Here is a 12,571-nt window from a genome sequence, read left to right as displayed (position 1 = left end):
GAACCCCGCGCAGAACGGGTGATTAGCTCAGTGGTAGAGCGCTTCGTTCACATCGAAGATGTCGGGGGTTCAAATCCCTCATCACCCACCATCTGGCCTATTGTTGAGGCGGGGCAGGTCTGTGACCCACGGGCGAGGTGATCTTTGTGATGCGGCGAAATTTTCCGATATATTTGCTGCGCCATGGGGAAACCGAATGGAACAACGCGCATCGGTTTCAAGGTTGGCTCGACTCCGCGCTTACCCCCAATGGGGTTGCGCAGGCGCAGGCGCAAGGTCGTTTGTTGCAGGAAATGATCACCCGCCAAGGCTATGACGCGGTGACCGATTTCCGAACCAGCCCGCTTGGGCGCGCGGCACGCAGCGCGCGGTTGATCGCGCGGGCCTATCCCGATTTGCCGACCCTAGTGCAAGACACGCGTCTGCGTGAGGTGAATATGGGGCAATGGCAGGGACTTACGCGGGCCGAGGTGCAGGCGAATTGGTCTGTGCGCTTTGACACCGAGGCGCAGGTCTATCGTCATTCTCTCTTGACCCAAGGGGGCGAAACGCGCGCGGCCCTCGAGGCGCGTTTGCAGGATCTTGTAGCTGATTTGAAGGGGCCGAGCCTATTGGTTAGCCACGGCGTTGTGATCCAAACCTTGCGCGGCCTTTTGCGCGGGCTAGACCCTGACCAAACGGCACGTTTGGGCCATGCGCAGGGCGGGGTTTATGTGATTACCGCCAATGGGGGTGAGGTGAAGATTGGGTTTTGAAAAAACTTTGCGCCTTTGGGGCAAAATTCTTTGCAGATCGGGCTTGCATATCCCTGCATCATGCGGCTAATACGCCTTCACGCGTTGGCGAGGGTGATTAGCTCAGTTGGTAGAGCGCTTCGTTTACACCGAAGATGTCGGGAGTTCGAGTCTCTCATCACCCACCACGCGCTTCCCTCCCCAATCATCAGTCTGATTGATGCAAAGGGCGCGCGCGATCATTTCGCCGTGTAAAGCAGGGCCGTAATGCGGTCGCGGATATTGCCCGCGTCACCAGTATCCCCAATCCGATGCACATGGATGAAATACAGCTGATTGTTGTAACATTTCATGGTCACAAAAATATTGCCGTTGATTTGATACCACAAATATTCCGCGCCATCGCCGCCCGAAAAATCGACCCAAGAGGCGACTTGGTTCACGGCGCGCTCAGAGGCGGTGACGCAGGCATAATTGCTGCTAAAGCTGCGTTCATCCACGGCAAAAGCCACCTCATCGGCGCGGGCAATAGTGGCAAGGCTGCATAGGGCAAGAGCGGCAAGAATTGATTTACGGGTCATTGGGCACTCATCATATTCATCGGTCATATGAATTGGCCGCACAATCATCACTGTGCGGCCAAGTTTAATTAGAAAGTTTCGATTTCCAAACGGGCGTTGCAATAGGCCCCATCATAGGTGCCAACCCAAAGATCAATCGGCCCGTCTTGCGGGTTGGTTAGGATGATACGGGGGTCAAGATTTCCGTTATCGTCATCATCATAATACCAAGTTGCCGATGCGGTATTGATCAAAAGGGCCGCGTCACATTCGCTGACCACGCGAATATGCAACTCGTAAGCCGCCATGCCCGAGACGTTGAACCGGAAATCTGGTCGATCTGGAAAAAATCCCGGGCCGACATCTGTGGCCGGTCGGATATGGCTGCATTTCGAGAGCGAATAATCACCCCCAGCGACAATATTATAATAGCGAGGCGTGTAAAAATAGCTTCCGCTGCCGCTATATTGCTCTGCTGCTTGAAAGTTCCAATTTGGACACGCGTCCGCTGATGTAGTGAAGAATGACCCCGCGACAAGCGCCGCTGAAAGCAAGATTTTTCGCATCTGTTTGTCCCTTATTTCTTTTATTTTTTGGAATTAACCTAGCTCAAAATATCAATTTGTCTAATGTTTTGCGGATAAAGTGAATATCGACATTGCAGTGGAACGGGTGCAGGATAATCTGGGATGAGCGAGAGGCAGATGAATGACAGGTGATCCAAGTTTGGACGGGTTTCTGGCGACCTATGCGATTGTGATTATCGCAGCGTTCTTCTTTCCAACCCTCGTTGCGATCCTCCGTGGCCATAAGCGCACCATTGGTGTCTTCATTCTGAACATCGTGGTGGGATGGACGGGATTGGGCTGGATTTTACTGCTGGCCTACGCGTTATTGAGCGAGGCAAAAGCGGAGCCAAGGTAAGGTCTGAACTTTCCCTGCGCATATGCGGTCAAACGCAAATTTGCTTTTGCGCATTTTTTGCGTCAATCGCGCCAAAGGAGGCCTTGACGGGGCAGGGCGCGCAGCATAGACACCCTGCACGCTACAGGCTTGCCTGTGGCCGATGGTGAGCGGTTGTAGCTCAGTTGGTTAGAGTACCGGCCTGTCACGCCGGGGGTCGCGGGTTCGAGCCCCGTCAACCGCGCCACCACCATCGCGCCCCAAAGCTCCTGTTCGTCTGCGCGGTTGTAGCTCAGTTGGTTAGAGTACCGGCCTGTCACGCCGGGGGTCGCGGGTTCGAGCCCCGTCAACCGCGCCACTTCTTCCCCAGATCCACGAAAAATGCGCGGGCTGTTTACCCTTTGTGGATCCATCCACCGCCAAAGATTCGGCTGCTGTTCTCATCATAAAAGACACAGGCTTGACCAGGGCTGACACCTTCCTCGGCGGTCAGCAATTCCACCAACGCGGTTGTCGGGGATGTCGGATGGATCAGGGCCGCGCGTGGCGGGCGGGTTGAGCGGATTTTGACCGCAACCTCGCGGGTTTTTTCGCTGTCAAAGGGCGTATCACCCAACCAGTTGATTTCGCGCACGGGGATATGGCGGATCGCCAAGGCCTCCTTGGGGCCGACCACGACATGACGCGCCTCTGGATCAAGTTTGACCACATATAACGGGTCAGCCAGCCCCCCAATACCAAGGCCGCGGCGTTGGCCGATTGTGTAATGGATCACGCCATTATGTTGGCCCAAAACACGGCCTTCCATATCCACGATATCGCCTGGATCCGCTGCGCCGGGGCGCAATTTTTCAATCACACTGGCATAGTCGCCATTTGGCACAAAGCAGATATCTTGGCTGTCTGGCTTATCAGCCACGGGCAGCCCGTATTTATGGGCCAGTTTGCGGGTTTCTTCCTTAGACGACAGATGACCAAGCGGAAAGCGCAGGAAATCCAATTGCGCTTGCGTGGTCGAAAACAAGAAATAGGACTGATCGCGCGTTGCATCCGCGGCGCAATGAAGCTCTGCTTTCTCAGCCCCCATTTTGCGCTGAATATAATGCCCCGTGGCCATGCAATCGGCCTCGAGTTCTTGGGCGGTGGCAAGCAGATCTTTGAATTTCACGCGCTCGTTGCAGCGGATGCAGGGCACAGGCGTGGCCCCTGCGAGATAGGCATCGGCGAATTCGTCAATCACCGCATCCTTAAAGATATTCTCGTAATCAAGGACATAATGAGGAAAGCCCATATTTTCGGCCACACGGCGCGCATCGTGAATATCGCGCCCTGCACAGCAGGCCCCTTTTTTTGCCAAAGCCGCACCGTGATCATAAAGTTGCAGGGTGACGCCCACCACATCATAGCCTTCTTCGGCTAATTGGGCCGCCACAACCGAGCTATCCACCCCCCCAGACATAGCCACAACAACCCGCGTCTCCTGCGGGGGTTTGGCAAAGCCAAGCGAGTTGAGCGGCGCATTGGGGCGGTCAAGGGGCATATCGATCTCCAGATGATAGGGCGGAATATAGGAAAATCTTATCTATTCACAAGGGGCTGAAGGCTTGGACGCTTACCTTGCCTTAAGGCTTGGGGGCGTGGTTACGTGCTGCGTGACCCGCATCCAAAGGCCGCTTTGGCTGCTACGGCTTGATCTGCGCTAGACCTCTGCCGCTGCTGCCCATATCTATAGGGCAGCAGTCAGGCGAGGCGGTCTATGTCAGAAGAAGATCAAAACACGGGCGCAGGGGTATCCCTCTTAGGGCGCGATCAGGCGGCACAGCGTTTGGCCGAATTGGCCGATATTTTGGCGCGCGCCAATAAGGATTATTTCCAAGAAGACGCGCCCACCCTCAGCGATGCGGAATATGACCGCCTGAAACGCGAAAACGCGGATCTTGAGGCGCGGTTTCCCGATCTGATCCGCGGCGATAGTCCAAGCGCGCAAATCGGCGCCAGCCCTGCCGAGGGCTTTGGCAAAATCACCCATGCCGAACGTATGATGTCCTTGGCCAATGCCTTTGACGAGACCGATGTCGCGGAATTTATCGCGGGCATTCAGCGCTATTTGGGCCTGTCTGATACCACGCCCTTGGTCTTTACCGCCGAGCCAAAAATCGATGGGCTGTCCCTGTCTTTGCGCTATGAAAACGGCGTTTTGGTGCATGCCGCCACGCGCGGCGATGGGGAGACGGGCGAAAACGTCACCGCCAACGCCCGCACGATTGCCGATATTCCGCAGGCCATCCACCACCGCGATTGTCCCGATATTCTCGAAGTGCGCGGTGAAGTTTACATGAGCCACGCAGATTTCGCCGCGCTCAACGCGCGCGCCGAGCAGGCAGGGGGCAAAACCTTTGCCAATCCACGCAATGCGGCCGCAGGATCGCTGCGCCAATTGGATGCTGAGATCACCCGCGCCCGCCCGCTGCGGTTTTTTGCCTATGCGCTTGGGGTTGTCTCCGCTACGCTTGCAGAAACGCAATCTGGACTGATTGCGAAATTGCGTGATTTTGGATTTCAGACCAATCCCTTGACCATTCGCTGCGAGAGCCTTGAGGCGATTATCGCCCATTATCAGGCAATTGCCCATGATCGCGCGGGTATGGGCTATGATATTGATGGGGTGGTCTACAAACTCGATGATCTGGCCTTGCAACGCCGCTTGGGGTTGCGTGCCACCACCCCGCGTTGGGCCATTGCGCATAAATTCCCCGCTGAACTGGCATGGACGCGGATCGAGGCGATTGACATCCAAGTGGGGCGCACAGGCGCGTTGTCGCCCGTAGCGCGGCTTGCCCCCGTGACAGTGGGCGGTGTGGTTGTCTCGAATGCAACGCTGCATAATGAGGACTACATCGCAGGCCGCAACAACGCAGGCGAGGCGATCCGCGCTGGGCGCGATATTCGCGTGGGTGATTTGGTTCAGGTCTATCGCGCGGGTGATGTGATCCCCAAAATCGCAGATGTGGATGTCACGCAACGCCCCGCGGATGCGCAGCCCTATATCTTTCCCACCACATGCCCCGAATGCGGATCAGAGGCGCATCGTGAGGAGGGCGATTCCGTGCGCCGCTGCACGGGCGGGCTGATCTGCCCTGCCCAAGCGGTCGAGCGCCTCAAGCATTTCGTCTCGCGCGCGGCCTTTGACATCGAGGGTTTAGGGGCAAAGCAAGTCGAACAATTCAACAAAGACGGATGGATCACCGAGCCTGCCGATATTTTTACGCTTGAGGCACGCTATGGCAGCGGTATCCAGCAGCTGAAAAACCGCGAGGGGTGGGGGGATAAATCTGCGCAAAATCTTTTCGCGGCGATTGCAGAGAAACGTCAAATCCCCCTTGGCCGTCTGATCTTTGCCTTGGGCATCCGCCATGTGGGCGAAGTGGCGGCCAAGGATTTGGCCGAACATTTCCGCAGTTGGGCCGCCTTGGATGCGGCCATTCATGCCGCCCGCCTTGAGCCTGCCGCAACGGCGCCTGACGCCAAATCGTGCAAAAAATTGCTTGAGAACAGTCCCGCATGGGCCGAAATCACGGGGATTGATGGCATCGGGGATACGGTCGCCACAGCGCTCTGCGAGGCATGGGCGCAGCCGCGTGAATATGCGTCAATCGAACGGCTTGTGGCCCATCTTGAGATCCAATCGCCCGCTATTCGTGATGTGTCGGGCAGCCCCGTGATGGGCAAGACAGTGGTATTCACGGGCAGTCTCGAAAAGATGACCCGCGCAGAGGCCAAATCGCGTGCTGAAAGTTTGGGGGCCAAGGTCGCAGGTTCGGTTTCTGCCAAAACCGACCTTTTGGTTGCAGGGCCTGGGGCAGGATCAAAGGCCAAAAAGGCCGCAGAATTGGGCATTGAAACCATTGACGAAGATGCGTGGTTGGCCCTCATTGGGGATCTTTAACCCATGGCCGCGCAGGGCCGACCAGAGGTTTTGTTCGGGCTCTTTTCGCGCCTTGAGGGCCTATCTGGTATCGGCCCCAAAGCTGAGCAGGCCTTAGGGCATCTTCATATCGAAACCCCGAAAGATCTGATTTATACCTTGCCCGTGGGGGTGGTGGATCGCCGCCCCTTAACGCGCCTTGCCGAAATCACCCCGCCGCGCATTGCCACGTTAGAGGTTGAGGTGATCCGTCACCGCCCGCCCCCGTCCCGCGGGCGTGGGCCCTATCGGGTCACGGTCACCGACAGTCAAACCGCCTTTGATCTGGTATTTTTTCACGCGCGCGCGCCCTATCTGGAAAAGCTCTTGCCCATAGGCGCGCGGCGTCTGATCTCGGGCAAGGTAGAGCTTTTCGATGGGATTGCGCAAATCGTGCATCCTGATCACATCCTGCCTGTTGAAGAGGCGGAAACCCTCCCTAAATTCGAGGCGATTTATCCGCTTGGGCAAGGGTTGACGCAAAAGATCATGGCGCGCGCGATTGCCGATGCCTTGCAAGCCGTGCCTGACCTGCCCGAATGGATTGATCCCGCCCTCAAGGCGCGCGAGGGGTGGCCCGATTGGGCCACTGCGATGCGGGCACAGCACCATGTGCAATCGCCCAGTGAGGCCGCCCCCAATGCCAAGCCGCGGCTGCGTCTGGCCTATGACGAATTGTTTGCTCATCAATTGACCCTTGCCCTTGCGCGGGCGCGGGCCAAGCGGCGCAAAGGGCGGATCAGCCATGGTGATGGTGCGCTGCGGGCCAAGGTTCTGCAAAGCTTGCCCTACAGCCCCACGGGCGCACAGACCCGCGCGATTGCGGAAATCGTGGCCGATATGGCCGCGCCTGAACGGATGAGCCGCCTGTTGCAGGGCGATGTTGGGGCGGGCAAAACCCTTGTTGCCTTGATGGCGCTTTTGGCTGCGGTCGAGGCGGGTGGGCAGGGGGTGATGATGGCACCCACCTCGATCCTTGCGCAACAGCACGCCGCCAATCTGCGCCCCTTGGCCGAAGCGGCAGGTGTCGTGCTTGAGGTTCTCACCGGAGCGGATAAGGGGCGCGAGCGGGCCGCAAAACTGGCCGCCCTTGCGCGCGGCAATATCGCGATCTTGGTCGGCACTCATGCCGTGTTTCAAGAGGATGTTGAATTTGCCGATCTGCGTTTGGCGATTGTGGACGAGCAGCACCGCTTTGGCGTGCGCGAACGCCTGCGATTGGGGGAAAAGGGCGCTTTGGCGGATATGTTGGTGATGACGGCCACGCCCATTCCCCGCACGCTGAGCCTTGCGCAATATGGCGATATGGATCTGTCGATCTTGGATGAAAAACCCGCCAATCGTCAAAAGATCACCACGGCCTTGGTGTCCGAGGCGCGGATGGATGAGGTGGTGGCACATCTGCAAAAGGCGGTGGCAGAGGGCCAGCAAGCCTATTGGATTTGCCCATTGGTTGAGGAATCCGAAGTTTACGAGGCCACCGCCGCTGAAGAACGCTTTAAATCCTTGCGCGCACGACTGGGCGAGGGGGTGGTGGGCCTTGTCCATGGGCAAATGAGCAGCCCTGAAAAAGATGCGACCATGACCGAATTCAATGAAAACCGCACCAAGGTTCTGGTGGCCACCACGGTGGTTGAGGTGGGGGTGGATGTGCCAAATGCCAGCATTATGGTGATTGAACAGGCTGATCTTTTTGGCATGGCGCAGCTCCATCAATTGCGGGGGCGGGTGGGGCGCGGCAGCCGTGCATCGACTTGTGTGCTGCTTTATCGCAATGGCCTGACAGAAACGGCCAAGCGCCGTTTGCATGTCCTGCGCGATACGGATGATGGCTTTGTCATCGCAGAAGAAGATTTGGCCATTCGCGGCGCAGGCGATGTGATTGGCACGGCGCAATCTGGTCTGCCGCGGTTTCGCGTGGCCGATCTGGAACAACATGGCGGCTTGATGGCGATGGCGCAAAGCGATGCGCGCGCGCTTTTGGCGCTTGATCCATCGCTAGAGGGGCCGCGCGGTCAGGCCGCACGCACCCTCTTATGGTTGCTCGAGCAAGATAAGGCTATTCGCCTGATTTCGGCGGGCTGACCCGCTTTGTTCACAAATGTTCTTAAAAAGTTCTTGACGACTCGCGTCAGGGTATGAGAACAATCAGGCAACATTAACGGGAGATGACCCATGTTGTCAGATGTAAAAACGATTATCATGCGTTCATCCACCACGCTTTTGGCCGATCTGTGCGGGGCGCTGTCCCTTGTTGTTTTGGCGATGGGGCTGCTGCATCTGCCGCAATTTTTCTAAGTTTTCTGCCTGCGGTTCAGGTTTCGGGGGTATGCGCCCCCTTGGCATCATGATCCTTGCCTCGGATCTGTCCCCAATGCCGATAGGCCGCGCGATCCCCCAATCGCACGGTTGAAACGATACACCGCATCACTATGACCGCCCCTTTGCATTGCCCTGCAGGGGCGGTTTTTTTAGGGCTCTTCGGCGCGCTCTATCGCCTCAAGGGTCGCTTCGAGTGACAGCATGATAGAGGCGTGACGATTGCGATAATCGCGGGCGGGGGTCAGCACCTCATAACCCTCAAATGGGGCCTCTGGCCCGTTCCCCTCACCTTTGAGCATGGCGGCAAGCGCGTCTCGGGCGGCGGCAATTTCGGCACGGCTGCGGCCCAGAATATGGGCACCCATCAATGCCGCGGAGGCCTGACCGAGCGCGCAGGCCTTTACATCTTGGGCAAAGCGGCTGATCCGCCCCTCGGCGACATCCAAATCCACTGTAACGGTTGACCCGCAGAGCGGGGCGCGCCGCTTTACACTGGCCTGAGGCGCCTCAAGCCGCCCGTGATGCGGAATATCCGCCGCCAATGCCAGAATTCGCTGCGAATATAGCTGCACCAAATCGGATTTTGTGACGCTCATCTCAGCCATGCGCGTTTCGGCCCCTTCCATGATCTCCCCCCAAGAGCTAGTGTGAATATGACCATTTGGAAAGGGCGAGATGTGGAAATGACGGGTGCTGTGAAATTTGACCCAGATAGCCTACGCTATAATGAGGCGGGTCTGATCCCTGCGATTGCGCAATGCGCCGAGACGGGCGATGTGCTGATGATGGCATGGCTGAACCGCGCCTCCCTCGAAAAAACCCTAGAAACAGGCAAAGTCACCTATTGGAGCCGCTCGCGCGCGGCCTTTTGGGTCAAGGGTGAAAGCTCGGGCCATGTGCAGGATTTGGTTGATCTGCGTGTGGATTGTGACCGCGATTGTCTTTTGCTCGTGGTTCGGCAAACGGGGCCTGCCTGCCACACCAATCGCCGCAGCTGCTTTTACACCGCGATCCGCGAGGGGGGCGAGGTCGAATTGATGCAACCCGAGGGCTAAAGCCCGACCATTCTACGAATATCAGCAGGGGTTTTTCCTGCATCCCGATAAAGGGCAATGGCGCGCGCATCATCGCGCTTGGCCAGACGTTTGCCCTGCTCATCACGGATCAAAGCGTGATGATGATATTGCGGCACAGGGTAGGCCAACAGATTTTGCAAAATCACATGGATTGCGGTTGCCTCAAATAAATCTTCGCCGCGAATGACATGGGTTACGCTTTGTGCCGCGTCATCAACCACCACGCTGAGATGGTAAGAGCTGCCCATGTCTGGCCGCGCCAATACAGGGTCGCCAATATGGGCCAGCGCGCTATCGCGCGTGATCTCATGAGGCCCCTGATGGCGTGGCCCTGTTTCTGTGAAACGCATTTGCGCAAGGCGCTCAAACGCGCGCGCCAGATCAAGGCGTAAGGCGGCCCCTTTGGCCTCGGCGGCACTGGTCACAGTCTGGCCGCGACAGGTGCCAGGATAGATGCGCCCATCTGGCCCGAATGTGGGGGCCCCTTCCTGCGGGGCGGCACTGGCCGCCTCTATATCCCGCCTGCGGCAGGTGCAGCGATAAATCAGGCCCTGTTGCGCCAATTGATCCAAAGCGGCGCGATATCGGGCCATCTGCTCGGATTGCCGCATCACGGGCAGGGGCCAAGACAGCCCCAACCATGTCAGATCATCATAAATTTGCGCCTCCCATTGCGGGCGGGCGCGGGATTGGTCGATATCCTCAATCCTGAGCAGAAATTGCCCCTGCGCCTTTCGAGCCATGTCATGGGCCAGACATGCACTATAGGCATGGCCCAAATGCAATGGCCCCGTGGGGGACGGGGCAAATCGGGTGACACAGCCCTTAGGCAGGGAAGGCATCAAGCCATGCGCGCCAATCGGTCTTGGCGCGATCCGTATAGGCCTTATAGCGGTCTTTGCGTCCGCGCCGCCCCGATTTTAAGCCTTCGACTGGGGGAAAAAGACCGAAATTCACGTTCATCGGCTGAAAGGTTTTCGCCTCCGCCCCGCCTGTGATGTGATGGATCAAGGCCCCCATCGCGGTGGTATTGGGCAAATCGGGCGGGGTGAGGCCGCGCAATTCTGCCACCGCGTAGCGCCCCGCAAGCAGCCCCATTGCAGCCGATTCAACATAGCCCTCAACCCCCGTGATTTGGCCCGCAAAGCGGATATGCGGCATAGATTTCAACCGCATTTGCGCATCGAGAAGCGTGGGGGAATTGATGAAGGTGTTGCGATGAATGCCGCCAAGACGTGCAAATCGTGCCTCCTCCAAACCGGGGATCATACGCAACACTTCGGTCTGTGCGCCGTATTTCGTTTTGGTTTGAAAGCCCACGATATTGTAAAGCGTGCCCAGTTTATTGTCGCGGCGCAGCTGCACTACGGCCCAAGGTTTCACATCGGGCTGATGCGGATTGGTTAAGCCCACAGGTTTCATCGGCCCGTGGCGCAGGGTTTCGCGGCCCCGTTCTGCCATAACCTCAATCGGCAGGCATCCATCGAAATAGCCCGCCGTTTCGCCTTCGTGAAATTCGGTTTTTTCGGCAGCCAGCAGGGCATCGATAAAGGCCTCATACTGCTCGCGCGTCATGGGGCAGTTGAGATAAGCGCGCTGCTCTTCTTCGGTTTCGCCCTTGTCGTAGCGCGACTGCATCCACGCCCGCGACATGTCGATACTTTCGGCATAAACGATGGGGGCAATGGCATCGAAAAAGGCAAGGCTGTGTTGACCTGCCTCTTGTGCAATGGCCTGTGCCAGCGCGCCTGATGTCAACGGGCCTGTCGCGATGATCCAATGGCCTGTTTCGGGCAGGGCGCTGATTTCCCCGTCCTCAATCGTAATATTGGGATGCGCGCGCAGACGCGCTGTGACCGCCTCGGCGAAAGCATCGCGATCCACCGCCAATGCGCCCCCTGCGGGGAGGCGGTGGTGATAGGCCATTTCCATAATGAGGCCACCCGCCGCGCGCATTTCCCAATGCAAAAGGCCGACCGCGTTTTGTTCGTGATCATCCGAGCGGAAGGAATTGGAACATACCATTTCCGCCAAATGCCCAGTTTGATGGGCAAATGTGCCAATCTTTGGGCGCATCTCATGGATGACGACCTGTTGACCAAGCTCTGCGGCCTGCCAAGCGGCCTCAGAGCCCGCCATGCCGCCGCCAATGATATGAAGCGCGTTATCTGACATGAGCGCTTCTTAGATCAAAAGCGGGGCAGGGTGAAACGGGTTTTTTGGGGGGGCGTTATAGCCCACGAGCCACCACAGGCAGGAATGGGTCTGCAAAGGGCAGGGCGTGTAAACAGGGCGTTTTCCCAAGGCGATCTCGACCCCAAGACGGAACTGGCCTCTGTCGCGCAAGGCGGGGTTGGAGAAGTCTTCAAAACCATAGCTTGCCGTCACCGCAACTGCACCGCTGTGATCCAGCCATTGCACACCAATTTCGCCAGTGATCTGCGTTGTGGACAGGCGCAATTCGTCAAATTCGGGAAATCCGATTTGCGCAAAGCCCTGCCATGAGGGGCCTAGATCAAGACGGATCTCACCACCTGCAAAAAGCACATCGGCATCCCCAAGGGGGCGTGTTGCCATGGCGCTGTCGCGCACGCCAAACCCGCCATAAGCCCCCAATCCAAGCCCTGCAATTTGACGGCGCCCTTGAATGCCAAGCCCACCCCAGCGGCTGCTTTCATTGTTGAGGTCGGCCAAATAGGCAAAAAGACCATAGCGCCGATCATCGGCAGGGATGAGGTATAGGCCTGCCCGAACGCCGCCAATGGTGCCGATTTCGGTATCGGCCAGATCAAAATTCAGCTCAAACCCGTGATGCGCGGTAATCGTGTAATCAAGATTGAGATGCGCCCCATTTTGGTCAGCACCCGTGCTGTTAAGGCCAAGCGTTGCGGCACGCAGGCCCAAATTATCGGCGTGCGCCATATCCGCAGCCAAAGAGGCCAGGCCGAGGCAAAGGCAAAATTGCGAGATTGGTGCAGCCATCAGAACGCGCTTTCAACAAAAGTTCTTTTG

General features: G+C 57.6%; 13 protein-coding genes and 4 tRNA genes. 10 read left to right on the top strand and 7 right to left on the bottom strand.

The annotated features are described in order from the left end of the window. Window positions 1–16 precede the first annotated feature (16 nt). The 3 genes from AAC636_RS11690 to AAC636_RS11680 all read left to right on the top strand — a co-directional run bounded on the left by AAC636_RS11690 (window position 17) and on the right by AAC636_RS11680 (window position 922). Window positions 17–91: transfer RNA gene (locus AAC636_RS11690), tRNA-Val, on the top strand. A gap of 58 nt (window positions 92–149) precedes the next feature. Continuing rightward, complete coding sequence (locus AAC636_RS11685; RefSeq protein WP_340301627.1) at window positions 150–755, top strand: histidine phosphatase family protein; 606 nt, start codon at window positions 150–152, stop codon at window positions 753–755. 91 nt (window positions 756–846) lie between these two features. Beyond that, window positions 847–922, top strand: a tRNA-Val gene (locus tag AAC636_RS11680). Between the two features lie 51 nt (window positions 923–973). On the opposite strand, the gene AAC636_RS11675 is transcribed toward AAC636_RS11680, so the two are convergent. Both AAC636_RS11675 and AAC636_RS11670 read right to left on the bottom strand, forming a co-directional pair. Beyond that, window positions 974–1,315 (bottom strand): hypothetical protein, encoded by a 342-nt coding sequence (locus AAC636_RS11675; RefSeq protein ID WP_340301626.1) that lies wholly within the window; start codon window positions 1,313–1,315, stop codon window positions 974–976. 68 nt (window positions 1,316–1,383) lie between these two features. Further along, window positions 1,384–1,860: a hypothetical protein gene (locus tag AAC636_RS11670; protein ID WP_340301625.1), complete on the bottom strand. Its 477-nt coding sequence runs from the start codon at window positions 1,858–1,860 to the stop codon at window positions 1,384–1,386. Between the two features lie 142 nt (window positions 1,861–2,002). On the opposite strand from AAC636_RS11670, the gene AAC636_RS11665 reads away from it, so the two are divergent. The 3 genes from AAC636_RS11665 to AAC636_RS11655 all read left to right on the top strand — a co-directional run bounded on the left by AAC636_RS11665 (window position 2,003) and on the right by AAC636_RS11655 (window position 2,555). Further along, window positions 2,003–2,218, top strand: a complete 216-nt coding sequence (locus tag AAC636_RS11665) for a superinfection immunity protein (RefSeq protein ID WP_340301624.1) — start codon at window positions 2,003–2,005, stop codon at window positions 2,216–2,218. 149 nt (window positions 2,219–2,367) lie between these two features. Next, window positions 2,368–2,444, top strand: a tRNA-Asp gene (locus tag AAC636_RS11660). Window positions 2,445–2,478: 34 nt separating this feature from the next. Further along, window positions 2,479–2,555: transfer RNA gene (locus AAC636_RS11655), tRNA-Asp, on the top strand. Window positions 2,556–2,591: 36 nt separating this feature from the next. On the opposite strand, the gene mnmA is transcribed toward AAC636_RS11655, so the two are convergent. Continuing rightward, the gene (gene mnmA / locus AAC636_RS11650; RefSeq protein WP_340301623.1) at window positions 2,592–3,737 is read right to left on the bottom strand and encodes a tRNA 2-thiouridine(34) synthase MnmA; all 1,146 of its coding nucleotides are present in this window, start codon (window positions 3,735–3,737) and stop codon (window positions 2,592–2,594) included. 216 nt (window positions 3,738–3,953) lie between these two features. On the opposite strand from mnmA, the gene ligA reads away from it, so the two are divergent. The 3 genes from ligA to AAC636_RS11635 all read left to right on the top strand — a co-directional run bounded on the left by ligA (window position 3,954) and on the right by AAC636_RS11635 (window position 8,459). Then, entirely contained in the window at window positions 3,954–6,143 is a 2,190-nt protein-coding gene (gene ligA, locus AAC636_RS11645; RefSeq protein WP_340301622.1) for an NAD-dependent DNA ligase LigA, read from the top strand. A gap of 3 nt (window positions 6,144–6,146) precedes the next feature. Next, window positions 6,147–8,246, top strand: a complete 2,100-nt coding sequence (gene recG, locus AAC636_RS11640) for an ATP-dependent DNA helicase RecG (RefSeq protein WP_340301621.1) — start codon at window positions 6,147–6,149, stop codon at window positions 8,244–8,246. A 90-nt stretch (window positions 8,247–8,336) separates the two neighbouring features. Next, the gene (locus AAC636_RS11635) at window positions 8,337–8,459 is read left to right on the top strand and encodes a hypothetical protein (protein ID WP_340301620.1); all 123 of its coding nucleotides are present in this window, start codon (window positions 8,337–8,339) and stop codon (window positions 8,457–8,459) included. A 173-nt stretch (window positions 8,460–8,632) separates the two neighbouring features. Here AAC636_RS11635 and AAC636_RS11630 read toward each other — a convergent pair whose 3' ends face one another. Further along, window positions 8,633–9,109, bottom strand: a complete 477-nt coding sequence (locus tag AAC636_RS11630) for an iron-sulfur cluster assembly scaffold protein (protein ID WP_445322577.1) — start codon at window positions 9,107–9,109, stop codon at window positions 8,633–8,635. A 27-nt stretch (window positions 9,110–9,136) separates the two neighbouring features. Here AAC636_RS11630 and hisI point away from each other — a divergent pair, with 27 nt between their 5' ends. Next, window positions 9,137–9,538, top strand: a complete 402-nt coding sequence (gene hisI, locus AAC636_RS11625; protein ID WP_340301619.1) for a phosphoribosyl-AMP cyclohydrolase — start codon at window positions 9,137–9,139, stop codon at window positions 9,536–9,538. On the opposite strand, the gene gluQRS is transcribed toward hisI, so the two are convergent. Genes gluQRS through AAC636_RS11610 form a run of 3 tightly spaced genes read right to left on the bottom strand, consistent with a single transcriptional unit; the run spans window position 9,535 to window position 12,541 of the window. After that, window positions 9,535–10,401 (bottom strand): tRNA glutamyl-Q(34) synthetase GluQRS, encoded by an 867-nt coding sequence (gene gluQRS, locus AAC636_RS11620; RefSeq protein ID WP_340301731.1) that lies wholly within the window; start codon window positions 10,399–10,401, stop codon window positions 9,535–9,537. The genes hisI and gluQRS overlap by 4 nt on opposite strands. Continuing rightward, window positions 10,385–11,734, bottom strand: coding sequence for a methylenetetrahydrofolate--tRNA-(uracil(54)-C(5))-methyltransferase (FADH(2)-oxidizing) TrmFO (trmFO, locus tag AAC636_RS11615; RefSeq protein WP_340301618.1), 1,350 nt, complete (start codon window positions 11,732–11,734; stop codon window positions 10,385–10,387). The genes gluQRS and trmFO overlap by 17 nt, the downstream gene beginning before the upstream one ends. 9 nt (window positions 11,735–11,743) lie before the next feature. Continuing rightward, entirely contained in the window at window positions 11,744–12,541 is a 798-nt protein-coding gene (locus AAC636_RS11610; protein WP_340301617.1) for a hypothetical protein, read from the bottom strand. Window positions 12,542–12,571 lie beyond the last annotated feature (30 nt).

This window comes from Roseobacter sp. HKCCD5988 (genome assembly GCF_037830355.1).
GTDB lineage: Bacteria > Pseudomonadota > Alphaproteobacteria > Rhodobacterales > Rhodobacteraceae > M30B80.
The sequence above is the reverse complement of the archived record's forward strand: the minus strand, read 5'-3'. Positions and strand labels throughout refer to the sequence as shown.

Coding starts and splice junctions, on each gene's coding strand:
- AAC636_RS11685 (WP_340301627.1), top strand. CDS start 150: ATGCGGCGAAATTTTCCGATATATTTGCTGCGCCATGGGGAAACCGAA.
- AAC636_RS11675 (WP_340301626.1), bottom strand. CDS start 1,315: ATGACCCGTAAATCAATTCTTGCCGCTCTTGCCCTATGCAGCCTTGCC.
- AAC636_RS11670 (WP_340301625.1), bottom strand. CDS start 1,860: ATGCGAAAAATCTTGCTTTCAGCGGCGCTTGTCGCGGGGTCATTCTTC.
- AAC636_RS11665 (WP_340301624.1), top strand. CDS start 2,003: ATGACAGGTGATCCAAGTTTGGACGGGTTTCTGGCGACCTATGCGATT.
- mnmA (WP_340301623.1), bottom strand. CDS start 3,737: ATGCCCCTTGACCGCCCCAATGCGCCGCTCAACTCGCTTGGCTTTGCC.
- ligA (WP_340301622.1), top strand. CDS start 3,954: ATGTCAGAAGAAGATCAAAACACGGGCGCAGGGGTATCCCTCTTAGGG.
- recG (WP_340301621.1), top strand. CDS start 6,147: ATGGCCGCGCAGGGCCGACCAGAGGTTTTGTTCGGGCTCTTTTCGCGC.
- AAC636_RS11635 (WP_340301620.1), top strand. CDS start 8,337: ATGTTGTCAGATGTAAAAACGATTATCATGCGTTCATCCACCACGCTT.
- AAC636_RS11630 (WP_445322577.1), bottom strand. CDS start 9,109: ATGGAAGGGGCCGAAACGCGCATGGCTGAGATGAGCGTCACAAAATCC.
- hisI (WP_340301619.1), top strand. CDS start 9,137: ATGACCATTTGGAAAGGGCGAGATGTGGAAATGACGGGTGCTGTGAAA.
- gluQRS (WP_340301731.1), bottom strand. CDS start 10,401: ATGCCTTCCCTGCCTAAGGGCTGTGTCACCCGATTTGCCCCGTCCCCC.
- trmFO (WP_340301618.1), bottom strand. CDS start 11,734: ATGTCAGATAACGCGCTTCATATCATTGGCGGCGGCATGGCGGGCTCT.
- AAC636_RS11610 (WP_340301617.1), bottom strand. CDS start 12,541: ATGGCTGCACCAATCTCGCAATTTTGCCTTTGCCTCGGCCTGGCCTCT.